The sequence below is a fragment of the Pseudomonas sediminis genome, assembly GCF_002741105.1.
Taxonomy (GTDB): Bacteria; Pseudomonadota; Gammaproteobacteria; order Pseudomonadales; family Pseudomonadaceae; genus Aquipseudomonas; species Aquipseudomonas sediminis.
In genome coordinates this window covers 97,387-114,834 of record NZ_NIQU01000005.1, presented here as the reverse complement: position 1 = coordinate 114,834, position 17,448 = coordinate 97,387, and the positions used below count along the sequence as shown (strand labels likewise).

19 protein-coding genes, 1 tRNA gene and 1 riboswitch are annotated in these 17,448 nt (G+C 62.9%); of the genes, 5 read left to right on the top strand and 15 right to left on the bottom strand.

Annotated features, from left to right (window positions below):
* Positions 1-3 precede the first annotated feature (3 nt).
* The 8 genes from bluB to moaB form a co-directional block, all read right to left on the bottom strand.
* Positions 4-657: a 5,6-dimethylbenzimidazole synthase gene (bluB, locus tag CDO35_RS13765; RefSeq protein ID WP_099525277.1), complete on the bottom strand. Its 654-nt coding sequence runs from the start codon at positions 655-657 to the stop codon at positions 4-6.
* Entirely contained in the window at positions 654-1,946 is a 1,293-nt protein-coding gene (locus CDO35_RS13760; RefSeq protein ID WP_099525276.1) for a cobyrinic acid a,c-diamide synthase CobB, read from the bottom strand. The genes bluB and CDO35_RS13760 overlap by 4 nt, the downstream gene beginning before the upstream one ends.
* A complete protein-coding gene (gene cobO / locus CDO35_RS13755; protein WP_099525275.1) occupies positions 1,946-2,557 on the bottom strand; it encodes a cob(I)yrinic acid a,c-diamide adenosyltransferase in 612 nt (203 codons plus the stop codon). Before cobO ends, CDO35_RS13760 begins: the two co-directional genes overlap by 1 nt.
* Positions 2,558-2,743: 186 nt before the next feature.
* A riboswitch (cobalamin riboswitch) is annotated at positions 2,744-2,994 on the bottom strand.
* 39 nt (positions 2,995-3,033) lie between these two features.
* Positions 3,034-3,354 (bottom strand): hypothetical protein, encoded by a 321-nt coding sequence (locus tag CDO35_RS13750; protein ID WP_099525274.1) that lies wholly within the window; start codon positions 3,352-3,354, stop codon positions 3,034-3,036.
* Positions 3,355-3,364: 10 nt separating this feature from the next.
* Entirely contained in the window at positions 3,365-3,889 is a 525-nt protein-coding gene (locus CDO35_RS13745) for a C40 family peptidase (RefSeq protein WP_099525273.1), read from the bottom strand.
* 127 nt (positions 3,890-4,016) lie between these two features.
* Positions 4,017-4,640 (bottom strand): C40 family peptidase, encoded by a 624-nt coding sequence (locus CDO35_RS13740; protein WP_099525272.1) that lies wholly within the window; start codon positions 4,638-4,640, stop codon positions 4,017-4,019.
* 149 nt (positions 4,641-4,789) lie between these two features.
* Complete coding sequence (locus tag CDO35_RS13735; protein ID WP_099525271.1) at positions 4,790-6,004, bottom strand: molybdopterin molybdotransferase MoeA; 1,215 nt, start codon at positions 6,002-6,004, stop codon at positions 4,790-4,792.
* Entirely contained in the window at positions 6,001-6,540 is a 540-nt protein-coding gene (gene moaB / locus CDO35_RS13730; protein WP_045732987.1) for a molybdenum cofactor biosynthesis protein B, read from the bottom strand. Before moaB ends, CDO35_RS13735 begins: the two co-directional genes overlap by 4 nt.
* A 68-nt stretch (positions 6,541-6,608) precedes the next feature.
* On the opposite strand from moaB, the gene mobA reads away from it, so the two are divergent.
* From mobA to CDO35_RS13715, 3 genes are all read left to right on the top strand, one after another.
* Positions 6,609-7,199 carry a molybdenum cofactor guanylyltransferase MobA gene (mobA, locus tag CDO35_RS13725; protein WP_099525270.1) on the top strand — a complete coding sequence of 197 codons (591 nt, stop codon included), beginning with the start codon at positions 6,609-6,611 and terminating at the stop codon, positions 7,197-7,199.
* Positions 7,200-7,286: 87 nt separating this feature from the next.
* Positions 7,287-7,508, top strand: a complete 222-nt coding sequence (locus CDO35_RS13720) for a YgdI/YgdR family lipoprotein (RefSeq protein ID WP_099525269.1) — start codon at positions 7,287-7,289, stop codon at positions 7,506-7,508.
* 130 nt (positions 7,509-7,638) lie between these two features.
* A tRNA-Pro gene (locus CDO35_RS13715) sits at positions 7,639-7,715 on the top strand.
* Between the two features lie 62 nt (positions 7,716-7,777).
* Here the strand turns inward: CDO35_RS13715 and CDO35_RS13710 are convergent.
* Together CDO35_RS13710 and CDO35_RS13705 are read right to left on the bottom strand one after the other, a co-directional pair.
* On the bottom strand, positions 7,778-8,014 hold the full coding sequence (locus tag CDO35_RS13710) for a glutaredoxin family protein (protein WP_099525268.1): 237 nt from the start codon (positions 8,012-8,014) through the stop codon (positions 7,778-7,780).
* Positions 8,015-8,062: 48 nt separating this feature from the next.
* Positions 8,063-9,202, bottom strand: coding sequence for a DUF5610 domain-containing protein (locus CDO35_RS13705; RefSeq protein ID WP_099525267.1), 1,140 nt, complete (start codon positions 9,200-9,202; stop codon positions 8,063-8,065).
* A 318-nt stretch (positions 9,203-9,520) separates the two neighbouring features.
* On the opposite strand from CDO35_RS13705, the gene CDO35_RS13700 reads away from it, so the two are divergent.
* Positions 9,521-10,768: an OprD family porin gene (locus CDO35_RS13700; protein WP_099525266.1), complete on the top strand. Its 1,248-nt coding sequence runs from the start codon at positions 9,521-9,523 to the stop codon at positions 10,766-10,768.
* A gap of 122 nt (positions 10,769-10,890) precedes the next feature.
* Entirely contained in the window at positions 10,891-11,163 is a 273-nt protein-coding gene (locus tag CDO35_RS13695) for a Rho-binding antiterminator (RefSeq protein WP_099525265.1), read from the top strand.
* A gap of 54 nt (positions 11,164-11,217) precedes the next feature.
* Here CDO35_RS13695 and CDO35_RS13690 read toward each other — a convergent pair whose 3' ends face one another.
* From CDO35_RS13690 to cysM, 5 genes are all read right to left on the bottom strand, one after another.
* On the bottom strand, positions 11,218-11,757 hold the full coding sequence (locus tag CDO35_RS13690; RefSeq protein ID WP_074914125.1) for a DUF2058 domain-containing protein: 540 nt from the start codon (positions 11,755-11,757) through the stop codon (positions 11,218-11,220).
* 193 nt (positions 11,758-11,950) lie between these two features.
* Positions 11,951-12,781, bottom strand: a complete 831-nt coding sequence (mazG, locus tag CDO35_RS13685) for a nucleoside triphosphate pyrophosphohydrolase (RefSeq protein WP_099525264.1) — start codon at positions 12,779-12,781, stop codon at positions 11,951-11,953.
* Positions 12,782-12,792: 11 nt separating this feature from the next.
* Positions 12,793-15,036, bottom strand: a complete 2,244-nt coding sequence (gene relA / locus CDO35_RS13680; protein WP_099525263.1) for a GTP diphosphokinase — start codon at positions 15,034-15,036, stop codon at positions 12,793-12,795.
* 134 nt (positions 15,037-15,170) lie between these two features.
* Positions 15,171-16,529 carry a 23S rRNA (uracil(1939)-C(5))-methyltransferase RlmD gene (rlmD, locus tag CDO35_RS13675; protein ID WP_099525262.1) on the bottom strand — a complete coding sequence of 453 codons (1,359 nt, stop codon included), beginning with the start codon at positions 16,527-16,529 and terminating at the stop codon, positions 15,171-15,173.
* Positions 16,529-17,434 (bottom strand): cysteine synthase CysM, encoded by a 906-nt coding sequence (gene cysM, locus CDO35_RS13670; protein ID WP_099525261.1) that lies wholly within the window; start codon positions 17,432-17,434, stop codon positions 16,529-16,531. Before cysM ends, rlmD begins: the two co-directional genes overlap by 1 nt.
* Positions 17,435-17,448: the final 14 nt, after the last annotated feature.

Genomic DNA, 17,448 nt, shown 5'->3' with positions numbered 1-17,448 from the left:
CGTTCAGTCACCCCGCACTCCCCATTGATTCTCGAATAGCAGCTCGCTCAGCGGCCGTGGCGTGGCCCAGCCCTCTTCCACCAGCATCGGTTTCTCATAGAAGGCGTCCACTGGCCCCAGGCACAGCAACGCCACCGGTTTGCTGCCAGCCGGCATGCACAGCAGCTCGGCCAGCGCATCGGGGTCGAACAGCGACACCCAGCCCACGCCCAGACCTTCGGCTCGTGCAGCCAGCCACAGATTCTGAATGGCGCAGGCCACCGAGGCCATATCCATTTCCGGCAAGGTGCGCCGCCCGAAGACATGCGCTTCGCGTCCCTCCATCAGCGCCACGGCCAGCAGCTCGGCGCAGTCACGAATGCCCTCGACCTTCAGCCTCATGAACTGGTCGCTGCGCTCGCCCAAAGCTTCGGCAGTACGCACACGCTCGGCCTCCACCAGCGCATGAGCCGCCTCACGCAATTGCGGATCACTGATACGCAGGAAGCGCCACGGCTGCATCAGGCCGACGCTGGGGGCGTGGTGCGCCGCTTCGAGCAGGCGCGCCAGCACCTCGGGCGGCACCTCGCCGCTGGCAAAATGGCGCATGTCGCGGCGCTCGGCGATGGCGCGGTATACCGCGGCACGCTCCTGCGCGCTGAAGGCATGGTCGGTCACGGACGCAACAGCGCGGCGGCTGCCTCCGGGTTGGAAGGCAGGTAGAAGTGGATATAGCTGGCGGTGAGTCGGCCTAGGCGATACACCGCTTCGGCCACTGGTTTGCCATTCGGGCAGCGGCCCTGTGCCACTGGCTCGAGCGGACTTTCCAGCCGCGAGTGATGGTAGCTATGACCGCGCAGCTCACCTTCCGGTAGCGTCACGTCCTGCAGGGCCAGAGCCGTCAGGCGCGGCTGCAACGCGGCGCTGCCACTGAGAAGGCCGAGCATGCGCCCGCTGCTGCCCTGCTTGTCGCGCAACTCATCGAGCAGATAGAGCATGCCGCCACATTCGGCGAGCAGCGGTTTGCCGGCCTGGTGATGGGCGCGAATCGCGTCGGCCATGGCCTGATTGCTCTCCAGCTCGGACAGGTACAACTCGGGGTAACCACCAGGCAGATAAAGGCTGTCCACCTCGGGCAGCTCGCTATCGGCCAGCGGCGAAAAGTAACGCAGCTCTGCGCCCAGTGCCTGCAGCAGATCGAGGTTGGCCTGGTAAAGGAAGGCGAACGCGGCATCACGCGCCACGCCGATACGAACTCCAGCCAGCAGCTCAGGTAGCGGCTCAATCACTGGCGCGGCAAAACTCACCGCCGGCGGTAGGTCGACGTCGGCGGTAGCCGCCAGCGCATCGGCCGCAGCATCCAGGCGCCCATCCAGATCAGCCAACTCAGCCGCTTGCACCAGGCCCAGGTGCCGACTGGGCAACTCCACGGAGGCACTGCGCGGCAAGGCGCCGAACCAGCGGATGCTGGGCGGCAGTGCATCACGCAGGATATCGCCATGACGCGTGCTGGCGACGCGATTACCGAGTACGCCGGCGAAGGGCAGATCAGGCTGGAAGGTGGCCAGGCCATGGGCCAGAGCGCCAAAGGTCTGCGCCATGGCTGCACCGTCGATCACTCCCAGTACCGGCACGCCGAAATGGCGGGCCAGGTCGGCCGCCGAGGGCTTGCCGTCGAACAGGCCCATGACCCCTTCGATCAGGATCAGATCAGCCTCGCCAGCCGCCTGCCACAGCAACCGCCGGCTCTCCGCCTCGCCGACCATGGCCAGGTCGAGCTGGTAAACCGGCGCACCACTGGCACGAGCGTGGATCATCGGGTCGAGAAAATCCGGCCCACATTTGAACACACGCACCCGACGCCCCTGACGCGTATGCAGGCGCGCCAGGGCAGCAGTAACGGTGGTCTTGCCCTGACCAGACGCGGGGGCGGCGATCAACAGCGCCGGGCAGTGACGTGCATTCATCAGAATTCGATGCCCTTCTGCGCCTTCACCCCGGACTTGAACGCATGCTTGACCAGGCTCATTTCTGTGACCGTGTCGGCCGCCTCGATCATCCCCGGCAAGGCACCACGCCCGGTCACTACCACGTGCTGCAGCATCGGCCGAGCCTCGATATCGGCCAGCACTGCGTCCAGTTCGAGGTAGCCATGCTTGAGGGCAATGTTCAGCTCGTCCAGCACCACCAGGCTGACGGACTCGTCGCTCAGCAGGAGCCGAGCCACCGCCCAGGCTTCCTGCGCCTTGGCGATATCGCGCTGGCGGTCCTGGGTTTCCCAGGTAAAGCCCTCACCCATCACGTGGTAGCTGACTTCCTCGGGAAAGCGGCGGAAGAAGGTTTCTTCACCGGTGCTGGCAGCGCCCTTGATGAACTGCACCACACCGACCTTGAGGCCATGACCGAGCGCACGCGCGACCATACCGAAGGCACTGCTGCTCTTGCCCTTGCCATTGCCGCTGTGTACCAGCAACAGACCGTATTCGTCCTGGGCCTGGGCGATCTTTTCGTCGATCAGGGCTTTCTTGCGCTGCATGCGCGCCTTGTGGCGGGCATCGCGTTCGGTGGACTCGCTCATGCTGTGCTCCTGTACATCAGGCACCCGCGTCGGCTGTCGGTAAACAGTACGAGCAACGATGGGGAGCAGATCGCGATGATCCGCACGTCCTCACCCAGGCGCCAATGGCTGGTCAGGCGAGCGGAAGACAGGAAGCACAACACCCCGGAAAAACCGGAGCGTCGGCCGGACAACGCCCTCCGCGATGCCGTGAAAATGCGACAGGCCGGTCTCCGGGCTCGTGAGCGAACCCAAAGGCTCGGCACCGCGCCTTCCCGTGCAAATACACAGTGGCCTTGCAGACTGCGTGAAAACTGACGTATTCACTCGGTCTGCTTATGCGGTGTTTGACTCACCTACCGTTGCGGGGGCAGCGCCGGCATTCGAACCGGCTTCCCTGTTTCACCTCTCGCCCACCATTCACGGCAGCTCGGGGCACCTGAAGCAAGGCGCGCAGGGTAGAGGCTGGCAGCCCTGCGCGTCAACGCCGGGAGCGCTCAATGCCTGGGCGTGAAGCCCGGCGGCTTGCTGGCCAGCCATTCGACGAAGGTGCGCAGGCGCTCATCACCCAGCAGCGCGTCACGGCTGTTGTAAGTCAGCGCCAGCTCCTTTTCGCTGAACAACCGGTGAATCTGGTTGTGGCAGGCGCGGCAGACCCAGAGCGTAGCCGTGATGCGCTCATGACGAGCGAAACGCTTCTGCACGTAGGTCTTGTCGTGCAGGGCCTTGGGAATCAGATGATGACGCGTCAACGCAACGGGCCGCGCGCACAGTTCGCACACCTCGGGCTGAGGCGGCAGGCGAATGGGATCGACCATGGACAGTAATTCAGGGATTACGCGCGAGCTCTGGCGTGATGACGCGCTTGGCATCGAGATAGACGCCCTGCCAATAACCGCTGGTGAGGCTGTCCAGGCGCACCGTACCGCCGGTAGAGGGAGCATGCACGAAGCGGCCGTCGCCGACATAGATGCCGGCATGGCTGACGGTACGCCCGCCATTGGTGGCAAAGAACACCAGGTCACCACTTTTCAGGGCGTCACGACGGACATCCGGGGTGCGCATGGCACTCAGCTCACGCGTCGAACGCGGCAGACTGATACCGGCAGCATCGCGATAAACGTAACCAATCAGGCCGCTGCAGTCGAAACCACCTTCCGGGGTATTACCGCCATAACGATAGGGTGTACCAACCAGACCGAGGGCGCGGAACAGCACATCTTCGGCACCACCCTGATAGGACGAAGCAGAGACTGGAGGACTATAGATAGGCTGGGGAGAGGGAGCGCGACTACTGCAAGCACTCAGCAGCAGAGCGAGAGCGATGAGGGCAACACGGGTCGTGACGGGCATAAGCGAGGCGATCCTGAGCCTGAATGCGCTCTACTCTGCCGCTTGCAGACAAACGGCGCAACCCTCAGCACCTGCTCAAGGCTGACAAGACAGCCTTTGAACAGATTCTGCAGTTACGCCGTATGCATCAGTTATGACGCTTGGCAGCGACCTGATCTTCAACCGGAGCCAGCGCGAGCACGCGCTTGGCTTGCAGATAGCTGCGGTTCCAGTAGCTGTCGTCCAGGCTATCGATGCGCACACCACCGCTGCGGCTGCTGCTGGAGTGGATGAACTGGTCATCACCCAGATAGATGCCTGCGTGGCTGACGCGACCACGACCGCGATCGTTGAACAGGATCAGGTCACCTGGCTCCAGATCGGCACGCGCCACCTTCGGCGCATCGAGGTTGATCAGCTCACGAGTGGAACGTGGCAATTCCAGGCCGACTTCCTCGCGGAACAGGTAGCCAACAAAACCGCTGCAATCGAAACCGGATTGCACCGAAGTGCCGCCATAGCGATAGCGAGTGCCAATCAGCGAACGGCCGAGATCGAGCAGGCTGTCTGCCAGCTGCGGCATTTCATAAGGCTTGTCGTCGATCAGCGCGGTGATTTCATCATCATCGGCAGGCTCAACCTGCTGAGAGAGCGGACGAGCAACTGGCTCGACCGTGGCTTCGCTGATCTGCGGTTGCGGCGAGTGGCCGGCGCAGGCAGCGAGAAAGACTGTGAGTGCGAGAGGCACGAGGGGTGCGAAGCGTTTTAGCATGGGCACGACCGTGTCGGTTGGATTTACAAGTTGGCGACTATGCCCTCTACCAAGCCCATTTGCAAATTCTATCGTTATAAATGTGACCCAGTAGTTTCGCCGCGACATCTAAAGCGCCCGACCACTTGCTTGGTCGGGCTTGCGAAACGCTAGCCGAGAATCTCGCTCAGCGGGATAAAGCGCAGCATATCCCCTTCGCTCAGCGTGCTGCCTTCCATCACCTCGGCCAAGCCTTCTGCCCAGGCGGCGCTGCGCAAAACGCCAGAACTCTGGTTAGCGTAAGGCACCACACGCCCCTGCTCAAGACGCGCCCGCAGGTACTCGCGGCGCATGCCCGGCTTGCGCCAGGTAAAACCTGCCGGTACCGCGAAGCCCAACGGCTCGACCCGCTGCACGCCAAGACGACGCAACATATAAGGACGCGCCAGCAGTCCGAAGGTAACCAGTGTCGAAGCCGGGTTGCCCGGCAGACCTATTACCGGAACCCCCTGGTAATGACCGAAGGTCAGCGGCTTACCCGGCTTGATCGCCAGTTTCCACAGCGCCAGTTCGCCCGCCTCACGCAGGGCTATGCCAAGGAAATCCGCCTCCCCCACCGAAACGCCACCCGTGGAGAGAATCAGATCGACCTCGCCCAAGGCCCCCAGCGCTTCGCGGGTACGCTGCAGGTCATCGGGCAAGATGCCCGCATCCACCACGCTGCAGCCCAGCCGCTGCAACCAGGCAATCAGCAGACGCCGATTGCTGTTGTAGATCTGCCCCGGGCCAAGCGCCTGACCCGGCTCTACCAGTTCGTCGCCAGTGGACAGCACGGCAACACGCAGGCGCCGGCGCACCGAAAGCTGCGCCGCCCCCAAAGACGCCGCCAACCCCAGCTCGATAGGCCCCAGGCGCGTACCGGCTGGCAACACACCTTCGCCGACGCGGGTTTCCTGACCTTGAGCTCGAACGTTCTGGCCAATTTTCAGCGGCTCACGGAAGTGCACCCGCCCCGCCTGATCCAGCTCGACGTTCTCCTGCATTTCGACGGTATCGGCACCTGCCGGCAGCGGCGCACCGGTGAAGATGCGCGCACAGGTACCCGGCTCCAGCGACACAGGCGCAGTTCCGGCCTGAATACGCTGACTGACCGGCAATGCCTGGCCGTTCCAATCAGCCAGGCGCAGCGCATAACCGTCCATGGCGCTGTTGGCCCATGGCGGCAAATCCAGCGCCGCAATCAGCGGCTCGGCCAGCACCCGTCCATCGGCCTCGGCCAGCGCAACCAGCTCGTTCTGCTCGATGGGCGCCGCCTCAGCCAACGCCAGCAGGCGCTCCAGCGCCGCCTCCATCGGCAACAGTCCGGGATGATCGCAACCACTCATCCGCGCGTCTCGCAGGCGCCCACCTGCTTCAGATGCGGCACGAAGTTGCAGGGACGATGGCGCGCATCCAGTTGCTCACCGAGGATGCCGTCCCAGGCAGTGCGACAGGCATTGGTCGAGCCCGGCAGGCAGCACACCAGGGTGCCGTTGGCCAGACCGGCCAGCGCGCGCGACTGGATGGTAGAAGTGCCGATATCGGCCACGGAGATCTGCCGGAACAACTCGCCGAAACCATCGACCTGCTTGTCCAGCAGGCAGGCGACCGCTTCCGGCGTGCTGTCACGCCCAGTGAAACCGGTACCGCCGGTGATCACCACCACCTGCACCTGATCCTCGGCGATCCAGGTCGCCACCTGGGCGCGGATCTTGTAGAGATCATCCTTGAGCAGAACGCGAGCGGCCAACTGGTGGCCGGCGGCGGTCAGGCGGTCGACCAGCAGTTGACCCGAGGTGTCGGTCTCCAACGTGCGTGTGTCGCTGACGGTCAGCACGGCAATGTTCAGCGGCACGAAAACCGCATCGGCCTTGTGGTTCATGGCAGGCATCCAATTGGGAGAGAATGGACGCTGTTATATCACACAGCCTGTCTTCGGAGACTGCCCGCATGCCCGTATCCAACCCCCTTCCCACCTGCTCGGTGCTGCTGCTTTCCGGCGGCCGAGGCCAGCGCATGGGTGGCCGCGACAAGGGCTTGCTGGACTGGCGCGGCCGCCCACTGATCGCCTGGTTGCATGACCTGACCAGACCCATGAGCGACGACCTGATCATCTCCTGCAACCGCAACACCGAGCGCTATACGCCTTATGCCGACCAACTGGTCGCCGACGAGGATCAGGACTTTCAGGGCCCACTGGCTGGTATCCGCGCCGGCATGGCTGCGGCACGCCATGAGCAAATGCTGGTCCTGCCCTGCGACGCCCCGCTGGTCGACCGCGCGCTGATCGAGTCGCTGCTGGCGCACGCTGGCCCCCAACCGGTGGTGATTCGCCAGGGTAACTATTGGCAACCGTTGTTCTGCCTGCTGCCGACACGACTGAAAGACGACCTGGAACGTGCATGGCAATCCGGAGAACGCAGCCCGCAGCGCTGGTTCGGTAAATTAGCGCCCATCGCTGTCGATTGCCCCATAGAGGATGCACGTTTAGCCAACCTCAACACGCCGGAGACCTTGGCAGGCCACGCCCCTTCGCAGTGAAACACCGCACACGCAGCGGAACTCATACGACAGTTTTACGTCTGAGCGAGGGTATAGCCCCACCTTTTGTATTCAAGGAGACAGACCATGAACCAACGGATAATCCCCGCCCTGCTTATGACGATCGGCCTTGCTGTATTGGCCGGCTGCTCCTCGCCGTCGGTAATCACGCTGAACGACGGCCGTGAGATCCAGACCGTGGACAAGCCCAAATTCGATGAAGAATCCGGCTTCTACGAGTTCGAGCAGCTCGACGGCAAACGTGCCACGATCAATAAAGATCAGGTGCAAACCGTCAAGGAGCTCTGAGGCAACAGCCTGAGCGCCCATATCGGCCGGACAGATGGATGATACGAGTCGACAACCGGGTTGCCGACTCGTAGTTTTTTCGGGCTAACCCCTTGTGCGGTAAAAGTTTTTCGGTAGAATACGCGGCATTCGGAGTGTAGCGCAGCTTGGTAGCGCGTCTCGTTCGGGACGAGAAGGTCGCAGGTTCGAATCCTGTCTCTCCGACCAAATCAAAAACCCGCCTTAATCGGCGGGTTTTTTATTGGCTGCGTTTTGTCGAACTGACTCTCTCAACTCAGAAAGGCCACCACCTGCTCGGCATCGAATGGCCAGTTCAGCTCGCTGCCATTATCGCAACGGCGCAATACCGGAATACGCAATCCGTATTGCTCGACCATCCCCTCATGCTCGGCAATGTCGATCAACTCGACCAACAGGCCATTCTCGACGAATGGCATGAGCAACGCCTCGGCCACCTCGCAAAGATGGCAGCCTAGGGTTCCGAAAAGTTGGCATTCAGGCGTCATGAGCGCACCTCACTGTCAGCAAGGCACGCAGTTTAGCACCGGGCTGGATCAGCTCGCGTCGCCGACCTTGCCCGCCTGACCGGCGAGCAGCGACTGCAGGCCGTCGAGCAGGCTGCGGTTGAGGCTGTCGGCCTTTTCCAGGCGCGGCAGGTCGAAGCGCTCGTCGAGCGAGAAGCCGCCCTTTAGCAGTTCCTTGAGCATGCCGCCGGCATCCTGCGCCAGATCACCGGCACTGCGCAGCGCATCGAGCAGACCCTGAGCATATTCCTGCAACCCGGCATTGACTGCACTGGCGCCCTGCCCAGCCACCGCGCCATAGGCATCGGTGGCCTGACGCACACTAGTCTGGGTCAGACGCAGCGACATCGAAGCCAATTGCTCACCATCCATGTCCAGCGCCATAGCGCGATCAAAGGCGCCTGCCAGGTCACCGGCGTAGAACTTGTCGGAGAGATCCTGAACCTGGCTGAAGAGCTTCTCCAACGCCTTGATCTCGTCGTCGTCCAACTCACCTTCGACATCCACCTGCCAGCCGCCGATACGCATGCTGCCAGACTGGCTGCTGCCCACCACACTGGTGGACTTACCATCGCTGGAGGCAGCAAAACTGCTCTGCGACCAGCTGGCGGAAGCCTGCGCCACGGAAATGCGCAAGCGGTCACCATCGCGAGTAGTGACAGACAAATCGAAGGTCTCCGCCAGCGCGCTGAAGCGCTCACTGTAACCCGCCATCGCCACCTGGCCCGAGGCGCCAGGGGCGGCGCTGCCGAAGCGCTTGTCGAGATCGCCAAAACCATCCTGAATACGCTTGTAGGTATCGTCGATATCGCTAGCCACCTGCCCCTTGAGCGCGCCCATGCCATCGAGGATCTTGCGTGCCTCGGCAAAGCCCTTCTCGACGCCATCACGCGCCTGGGACAACAGCTTGTCCAGCTTGGCCGGATCAGCGCCTGCAGCGGCCTCGCTTTGCAGGCGTTGCTCGATAAAACCCAGAATCCGCCCAGCCACTTTCTCCGGGGTGTAGTCATCACGCGTTCCGGACAACGAGCCGGCCGGCACACCGAGCTTCTCGGCGAGGCGATTGGCCAAGGTGGCTTGGGCATCGGCGCTATTGCTGCGCGCCGCCATGGACTGGCTGGCTTGCGCAGCGCGGGAAGCGGCGGAATTCAGTGAGTTCAAAGGATTCATGACTGGGCACCCGAACAAGTTATCTGCCGAACTTAACGGCCGTTGAAAGGCAAGCTTTAACCTTTATCGACCAACGGTTGTCGATTTTTCTCAGCTCGATTGTGCTCCAGCGAAATTTTCCCGATCGATGGCCAGCCGCCGAAAATCCCTGATAAGCACGACCTAGAGCCCACGGCTGTTTACGCTCCGGCTCCACTCAAGGCTCGACAGACTAAAGTCTTACAGTCGACTCGCAGGCGAAATGCTTTATTTCGTCGCGCCGTAACTGGCTGGTCACTTCGTGGCCAACCTGCTTATAACAACGAGGAGACAACAATAATGAGTAAAACTCCCCTCGCCCGTGCCGTGGCCCTCGCCACGCTGGGCGCCAGCCTGACCCTGCCAAGCCTGGCACAGGCTGACTTCATCGGTGACAGCAAAGCCTCTCTGGAGCTGCGTAACTTCTATATGAATCGGGACCTGCGCGACACCACTGCCGCGCAGCAGTCCAAGCGCGAGGAATGGGCACAGGGCTTTATCCTCAAGGCCGAGTCCGGCTTTACCGAGGGCACCGTCGGTTTTGGCCTGGACGCCTATGCGGGCCTGGGCCTAAAGCTCGACTCATCTGACGAGCGCGCCGGAACCGGCCTGCTGCCCAACGGCTTCGGCAACGAGGGACCGGACGAATATTCCGAGTTCAGCGGCGCGGTCAAGGCACGCATCTCCAAGACCGTCGGCAAGGTCGGCGGACTGATGCCCAAGCTGCCCATCGTCTCCTCCGGTGACTCGCGCCTGCTGCCACAGGTGTTCACCGGCGGCATGATCACCTCGCAGGAAATCGACGGTCTGACCCTCAACGGAGGCCAACTGCGTGAGGTCAACCAGCGCGCCTCCACCGACCGGGTCGACATCACCGCCACCAACGTGGCCGGTGAGAGCGACCGCTACAATTTCGCCGGCGGCGACTACAAGTTCAACGGCGGCAACACCACCGTTGGCGTGTGGTATGGCGAGCTGGAGGATATCTACGACCAGAAGCTGTACAACCTGATCCATGTACAGCCAATCGGCGATTGGAAGCTGGGCGCCAACCTGGCCTACTTCGACTCCCAGGATAACGGTCGCAAACTCGGCGGCAAGCTGGACAACGACCTGACCTCGGTCAATCTCTGGGCCGGCATTGGTGCGCACACCTTCCGCGTGGGGTACCAGAAGGTCGGCGGCGACAACGCCTTCCCCTTCCTGACCGAAACCGATCCGTACATCGTCAACTACATCCAGATTCTCGACTTCACCCGTAAGGACGAGAAATCCTGGCAAGCTCGTTATGACGTCAACTTCGCCAGCTACGGCATTCCGGGTCTGACCGCCTTCGTCCGCTACGTCACCGGTGACGGCTTCGACGGTGTGGGTGGGGCGAGCGGCAAGGAATGGGAACGCGACGTCGATATCAGCTACATCATTCAGCAGGGCCCACTGAAGAACCTCGGCGTACGCTGGCGTAACGCGATGGTGCGCTCCAACGCGAGCATCGGCGACCTGGACGAGAACCGTCTGATCGTCAGCTATACCATTCCGTTGATGTAAGGCGCGTCCCCGAAACGAAAACGCCGCAACACCGATATCGGGTTGCGGCGTTTCTTTATCGCCACGGAAAACAGCCGGGGTAATTTCTCGGCTAGGCTCTAGCCAGCGCGGAGGACGACTCGATGGACAACTACCAACCCTTGGCCTGTGATCTCTACGACTATCTGGAGATCGCCTGCATGCACCGCTATCAACTGGATATCGAACTGGTCGACGGCTCGACCCTAATGGGCCAGGCCTTGACCACCGAAACCACGGCGAGCAAGGAAGAGTTTCTTCTGGTACATACAGCCGACGGCGAGCAACGCCTGCGCATGGATCGCCTGCTGGCGATCACCCCACAGGATGCAGGCGCCAGTTTTGGTCGGGTGCTGTTGAGCGGCAATCGCTGCTGATCGCATGGCATCGCGGTGCGCACGGCGCACCCTACGGCGTCCTGTGATGCGGTATTACCACATCAGATCATCGGGAATCTGATAGGCCGCGTAAGGATCATCGGCATCCGGCTCTTCGACATGGGTGTTGAGCAGGACGATACGCGAAGCATCACGTTCCTGAATCTTCAGCGCGGCCTCGCGCGGGATGATCTCGTAACCACCGCCATGTCGGACGATGGCCAGCCAGCCGTTGGACAGCTTGTTGCGCACCATGGTGTTGACCGGCAGGCGCTTGACCTTCTTGTCATCGACAAAGTTGTAGTAATCCTCGCCATCGAGTTTGGGCAGGCGTGAAAGCTCGATCAGTTGCTTGACCTGCGCTGTGCGGGCTTTCTGCTCGGCTTTTTCCTGCTGCTGACGATTCAGCTCCTGATCACGTGCGGCCTTTTCGGCTTGCGCCTGCAGCGCGGCCTGGCGTGTGCTGTCATCCAGTTCGGCCTGGCCTTTTTGCACCAGACGCTTCTGCTTTTGCTGTTGCTTGCCAGCCTGCTTGGCCTGTTTTTCATTGACCAGGCCGGCTTTGAGCAGCTGGTCGCGCAGGGAAAGACCCATGACTAAAGATCCCGAACATGATTCAGTTGCGGCAGCGACGCAGATTCGCGCTGCCAGTCCAAGGCGCCCAGCATAAGGGCTAAGCAGCGGCGGCTCCAGCCTTTAGGAGCGACCGGACGGCGAACCGCTTCAGCCGCGAAAGGCGGACAGCAAAGGCTTCGCGGATAAATCGGAACGCCGCCGTCTATAGGGTTCAACAGCCAGGCGACCGCTTCTCCAGCTTCTTCGCCTCGCCCCACAGGGCGTCCAACTCCTCCAGCGAGCAACCGTCCATATTGCGCCCAGCCTCACGTACGCTCTGTTCGATAAAGCGAAAACGCCGCTCGAACTTGCCGTTGGCCGCGCGCAGCGCAGCTTCCGGGTCCACCTTCAGGTGGCGCGCCAGGTTGGTGACGACGAACAGCAAATCGCCGATCTCCTCAGCAACCGCCTCGGCATCGTTCTCGCTCATGGCTTCGAGCACTTCATCCAGCTCTTCGCGCACCTTGTCCACCACCGGCAAAGCATCGGGCCAGTCGAAGCCGACCTGGGCCGCACGCTTCTGCAGTTTGGCCGCACGCGACAGCGCCGGCAGCGCCGTCGGTACATCATCTAGCAGGGATAGCTGCTCGGGTGCAGCGGCCTTTTCGGCGCGTTCCTCGGCCTTTAGCTCTTCCCAGCGCTGCTTGACCGCAGCTTCCTCCAGCTTGGCGGCGTCCGGCGCCCCGTACAGATCACCGTCGGGGAATACATGCGGATGGCGCCGGATCAGCTTGCTGGTGATGCCATCGACCACCCGAGCGAAGTTGAAGCGTCCCTCTTCCTGCGCCAGCTGGCTGTAGTAGACCACCTGAAACAGCAGGTCGCCGAGCTCACCCGGCAGATGCTCGAAGTCGCTGCGCTCGATGGCATCGGCGACTTCGTACGCCTCTTCCAGGGTGTAGGGCACGATGCTCGCGTAGTTCTGCTTCAAATCCCACGGACAGCCGTGCTGCGGATCACGCAGACGGGCCATCAGGTGCAGCAGGTCGTCGACTCGATACATGAAAGCTCTCGCTAGGATACGCGGTGGCGACGCGCCTCGATGATATTGGGCAGCTGACCGATACGCGCCAGCAGACGACCCAGGGCATCGAGCCCTGGAATCTCCACGGTGATCGACATGGAGGCGGTGTTGTCCTCCTTGTTCGAACGCGTGTTGACCGCCAGCACGTTGAGCTTCTCGTTGAGCAGCACCTGGGTGACGTCTCGCAACAGACCGGAGCGGTCGTAAGCCTTGATGACGATTTCCACCGGGTAGGTCTGCACCGGTACCGGCCCCCAGCTCACCTGAATCATCCTCTCCGGCTCGCGCGCAGTCTGCTGCAGCGCCGTTGGGCAGTCCTGACGGTGAATGGTGACGCCACGGCCGAGGGTGATGTAGCCGACGATGGGATCGCCCGGCAACGGCTGGCAGCAGCCGGCCATCTGCGTCAGCAGGTTGCCGACGCCCTGGATCTGGATGTCGCCGCGTTTGCCCGGTTTGAAGCCCTGCGCCTTGCGCGGGATCAACTCCAACTGCTCGTTGCCGCGCTCCGGCTCGACCAGTTGCTGCGCCAGGTTGACCGCATGGGCCAGGCGCACGTCGCCAGCACCCAGTGCAGCGAACAGGTCCTCGGCGGTTTTCAGGTTGGCCTTCTCGGCCAGCTTGTCGAAATCCGCGCCGACCAGGGCCATGCGTGCCAGCTCGCGCTCAAGCAGTTGCTTGCCGGCGGCGACGTTCTGGTCGCGATCCTGCAACTTGAACCAGTGGACGATCTTCGCCCGCGCGCGGCTGGTGGTGACGTAGCCCAGGTTGGGGTTGAGCCAGTCGCGGCTGGGCGAGCCCTGCTTGCTGGTGATGATCTCCACCTGCTCGCCGGTCTGCAGGCTGTAGGTCAGCGGCACGATACGGCCGTTGATCTTGGCGCCCCGGCAGTTGTGGCCGATCTCGGTATGCACGCGGTAGGCGAAGTCCAGCGGCGTCGCGCCCTTGGGCAGGTCGATGGCGTGGCCGTCAGGGGTGAAGACGTAGACCCGGTCCGGCTCGATATCCACGCGCAACTGCTCGGCCAGGCCGCCGATATCGCCCAGTTCCTCGTGCCACTCGATGACCTGACGCAGCCAGGAAATCTTCTCTTCATAGTGGTTGGAGCCGGACTTGACGTCGGTACCCTTGTAGCGCCAGTGCGCGCAGACGCCCAGCTCGGCCTCTTCGTGCATGGCGTGGGTGCGTATCTGCACCTCCAACACCTTGCCTTCGGGGCCGAGCACGGCGGTGTGCAGCGAGCGGTAGCCGTTTTCCTTGGGGTTGGCGATGTAGTCGTCGAACTCCTTGGGAATATGCCGCCACAGGGTGTGCACGATACCCAGGGTGGTGTAGCAGTCGCGCACCTCCGGCACTAGCACGCGCACCGCACGCACGTCGTAGATCTGGCTGAACTGCAGGCCCTTGCGCTGCATCTTGCGCCAGATCGAATAGATGTGTTTCGCCCGCCCACTGATGTCGGGCTTGATGCCGGTGGCTTCCAGCTCCTGACGCAAATTCGCCATGGCGTCGTTGATGTACTGCTCGCGATCGAGGCGACGCTCGTGCAGCAGCTTGGCGATCTGCTTGTACTGCTCCGGCTCCAGGTAGCGGAAGGACAGATCCTCCAGCTCCCACTTGATATGACCGATACCCAGGCGGTGGGCCAGCGGCGCGTAGATGTCGAACACTTCACGTGCCACGCGCTGACGTTTTTCCTCGTCAGCCTCCTTGACCGCACGGATGGCGCAGGTGCGCTCGGCCAGCTTGATCAGGGCCACGCGCACGTCGTCGACCATGGCCACCAGCATCTTGCGCAGGTTCTCCACCTGCGTCTGCGAGCCGAGCACGACCGATTCACGCGGGTTGATACTGGCGCTGATCGCCGCCATGCGCAGCACGCCTTCGATCAGTTTGGCCACCACCGGACCGAAGCGCTGATGCACCGCGGCCAGGGTAATCTTGCCCTCGCGCACGCCGCGATAGATGACCGCGGCGACCAGCGAATCCTGGTCGAGCTTGAGATCGGCGAGGATTTCCGCGATGTCGAGACCGGCGCGGAATGTCGAAGCGCCCTCGCTCCAGTGATGCTGATTGGTGTTGGCCTGTTGCTCCAGATCACGGGCGAATTCGCAGGCTTCTTGCAGCGCCTGACGATCCAGCGCCGGATCGACGCGGGTGACATGCTCCAACCAGGCCTCGAGGTTGATGCTGCCGTCATCGTTGACCGGCTGATGCGCTCTCACCTGAACCATCGTCTTACCTTCCCTACGGTGCGCTTAGGTCGCACCGAGCAGTCGCCGGCCTTCTCTGAGCCGGTCGGATTAACTGAAAGAATGCGCGTCCTGCGCATCCCTGCGGTACCGAACGTACCGCTTTGGCCCGAGGCCTAGACCTCGGGTTTCTCGAATAAAGCCATCGCCTCGACGTGCGCGGTCTGCGCGAACATGTCGAGAATCCCGGCACGGCGCAAACGATACCCCTGTTGCACCAGTTCGGCGGCATCGCGCGCCAGGGTGGTCGGGTTGCAGGAGACGTAAACCAGGCGCCGTGCGCCCAACTCCGTCATCCCGCGCACCGCCTGCAACGCACCATCGCGTGGCGGGTCAAGCAGCACCGCCGTAAAACCGCCCTGCGCCCAGGCCTCGCAAGCCAGCGGGTTGGACAGGTCGGCACGGAAAAAGTGCGCGTTGTCCAAACCATTGTTTTGCGCGTTGCCTGCGGCACGCTGCACCATCGCCTCGACACCCTCCACAGCCACCACTTCAGCGGCCTGCCGCGCCAGCGGCAGGGCGAAATTACCCAAGCCGCAGAACAGATCCAGCACCCGCTCGCCAGGCTGCACTGCCAACCAGTCTAGCGCCTGAGCGACCATCGCCTCGTTTACCAGACCATTGACCTGCACAAAGTCACCCGGCCGATAGGCCAAGTGCAGCTGCCAGCGCTCAAGCATGAAGCCCAGCTCAGCGGCCTGGTCTTCAGGCTGGGGTTGCCCCTCGCCCTGCAGCCACAGCTGCGCGCGATGCTCGCTGCAAAACGCGCGCAGGCGACTCAGATCAGCCTCCGTCAGAGCGGCAGTGTGGCGCAGCAGCAGCGCTTCGGCCGTACCGCTGAACAGCTCCACGTGTCCGACTGCCTGTGACTTCTCCAGACTGCGCAACAGCGCCGGCAACGCAGTGAGAATAGGCTGCAAGGGCTGTACCAGCACCGGGCAGTCGTCGATGGCGACGATGTCCTGACTGGCCTCGGCACGAAAGCCGACCTGCAGTTGACGCGCCTTGGCATCCCAGCGCACGGCAATGCGCGCGCGGCGGCGGTAGCCGAATTCAGGACCGGTCAGCGGCGCCGCCCACTCATCTGGCTGCACGCCGCCCAGGCGTGACAACTGCTCGGCCAGCGTGCGCTGTTTCAGGGCCAACTGATCGGCATGGGGCATGTGCTGCAGGTTGCAGCCGCCGCAACGGTCAGCGTGCACGCAGGGCGCTGCGCGGCGCTCGCTGCTGGCAGCGATGATGCGTTCGGCGCGCGCCTCGACAGTCTGGCTGCGGGCAGCGAGTACCCGCGCCTCGACTTCTTCGCCGGCCAGTGCACCACTGACGAACCAGGTGCGCCCGCCTTCGAAGGCAATGCCGCGGCCGTCACCGGCCAGACGCTCGATGGACAGCTTCTGCTTCTTGCCGACCGGCACCTGCGCCGCACGGCTGCCGCCGCTGGGCTGAAAGCGCAGGTTGGAGCTGCGTCTGGCCATCAGCGCGCCGGTTCTTCGTAAACGCCGGTGGACAGGTAACGGTCGCCACGGTCGCAGATGATAGCCACCAGCACCGCGTTCTCCAGCTGCTGCGAGAGGCGCAGCATGCCGGCCACCGAGCCACCGGAAGACACGCCGCAGAAGATGCCCTCTTCCCGCGCCAGGCGCCGCATGACGTGCTCGGCCTCGGCCTGGCCCATGTCCATCACCTGATCGACCCGTTCGGCCTGATAGATCTTCGGCAGGTATTGCTCGGGCCAGCGACGAATGCCGGGAATGGCCGAGCCTTCCTGCGGCTGCAGACCGACGATCTGGATCGCAGGGTTCTGCTCCTTGAGGTAGCGCGAGGTGCCCATGATGGTGCCGGTGGTGCCCATGGAGCTGATGAAATGGGTGATGGTCCCGCCGGTCTGGCGCCAGATCTCGGGGCCGGTACCGCTGTAGTGCGCCTCGGGATTGTCGCCATTGGCGAACTGGTCGAGCACCTTGCCGCGGCCCTCGGCCTGCAGCTTCTCGGCCAGGTCACGCGCGCCTTCCATGCCCTCTTCCTTGCTGACCAGGATCAGCTCGGCGCCATAAGCGGTCATCGCCCACTTGCGCTCGGCGGTGGAGTTGTCCGGCATGATCAGGATCATCTTGTAACCCTTGATCGCCGCGGCCATGGCCAGGGCAATGCCGGTGTTGCCACTGGTGGCTTCGATCAGGGTATCGCCGGGCTGGATAGCGCCGCGCAGCTCGGCGCGATTGATCATCGACAAGGCCGGACGATCCTTGACCGAACCGGCCGGGTTGTTGCCTTCCAGCTTGACCAGCAAGGTATTGCTGGTGTCACCGCCCAGGCGTTGCAGACGTACCAGAGGGGTATTGCCGATGCAGTCGGCAATGGTGGGGAATTGCAGGGTCATGGGTCGCTCGAATC

Excerpts from the sequence above, each read along its gene's own strand:
- CDO35_RS13760 (WP_099525276.1), bottom strand. The coding sequence starts at position 1,946 with ATGAATGCACGTCACTGCCCGGCGCTGTTGATCGCCGCCCCCGCGTCT.
- CDO35_RS13690 (WP_074914125.1), bottom strand. The coding sequence starts at position 11,757 with ATGGGTCTTTCCCTGCGCGACCAGCTGCTCAAAGCCGGCCTGGTCAAT.
- CDO35_RS13720 (WP_099525269.1), top strand. The coding sequence starts at position 7,287 with ATGAACCAACGGATAATCCCCGCCCTGCTTATGACGATCGGCCTTGCT.
- cobO (WP_099525275.1), bottom strand. The coding sequence starts at position 2,557 with ATGAGCGAGTCCACCGAACGCGATGCCCGCCACAAGGCGCGCATGCAG.
- mobA (WP_099525270.1), top strand. The coding sequence starts at position 6,609 with ATGCCCGTATCCAACCCCCTTCCCACCTGCTCGGTGCTGCTGCTTTCC.
- CDO35_RS13745 (WP_099525273.1), bottom strand. The coding sequence starts at position 3,889 with ATGCCCGTCACGACCCGTGTTGCCCTCATCGCTCTCGCTCTGCTGCTG.
- mazG (WP_099525264.1), bottom strand. The coding sequence starts at position 12,781 with ATGTATCGAGTCGACGACCTGCTGCACCTGATGGCCCGTCTGCGTGAT.
- CDO35_RS13710 (WP_099525268.1), bottom strand. The coding sequence starts at position 8,014 with ATGACGCCTGAATGCCAACTTTTCGGAACCCTAGGCTGCCATCTTTGC.
- CDO35_RS13700 (WP_099525266.1), top strand. The coding sequence starts at position 9,521 with ATGAGTAAAACTCCCCTCGCCCGTGCCGTGGCCCTCGCCACGCTGGGC.
- relA (WP_099525263.1), bottom strand. The coding sequence starts at position 15,036 with ATGGTTCAGGTGAGAGCGCATCAGCCGGTCAACGATGACGGCAGCATC.
- CDO35_RS13695 (WP_099525265.1), top strand. The coding sequence starts at position 10,891 with ATGGACAACTACCAACCCTTGGCCTGTGATCTCTACGACTATCTGGAG.
- moaB (WP_045732987.1), bottom strand. The coding sequence starts at position 6,540 with ATGAACCACAAGGCCGATGCGGTTTTCGTGCCGCTGAACATTGCCGTG.
- CDO35_RS13735 (WP_099525271.1), bottom strand. The coding sequence starts at position 6,004 with ATGAGTGGTTGCGATCATCCCGGACTGTTGCCGATGGAGGCGGCGCTG.
- rlmD (WP_099525262.1), bottom strand. The coding sequence starts at position 16,529 with ATGGCCAGACGCAGCTCCAACCTGCGCTTTCAGCCCAGCGGCGGCAGC.
- CDO35_RS13750 (WP_099525274.1), bottom strand. The coding sequence starts at position 3,354 with ATGGTCGATCCCATTCGCCTGCCGCCTCAGCCCGAGGTGTGCGAACTG.
- CDO35_RS13740 (WP_099525272.1), bottom strand. The coding sequence starts at position 4,640 with ATGCTAAAACGCTTCGCACCCCTCGTGCCTCTCGCACTCACAGTCTTT.
- cysM (WP_099525261.1), bottom strand. The coding sequence starts at position 17,434 with ATGACCCTGCAATTCCCCACCATTGCCGACTGCATCGGCAATACCCCT.
- CDO35_RS13705 (WP_099525267.1), bottom strand. The coding sequence starts at position 9,202 with ATGAATCCTTTGAACTCACTGAATTCCGCCGCTTCCCGCGCTGCGCAA.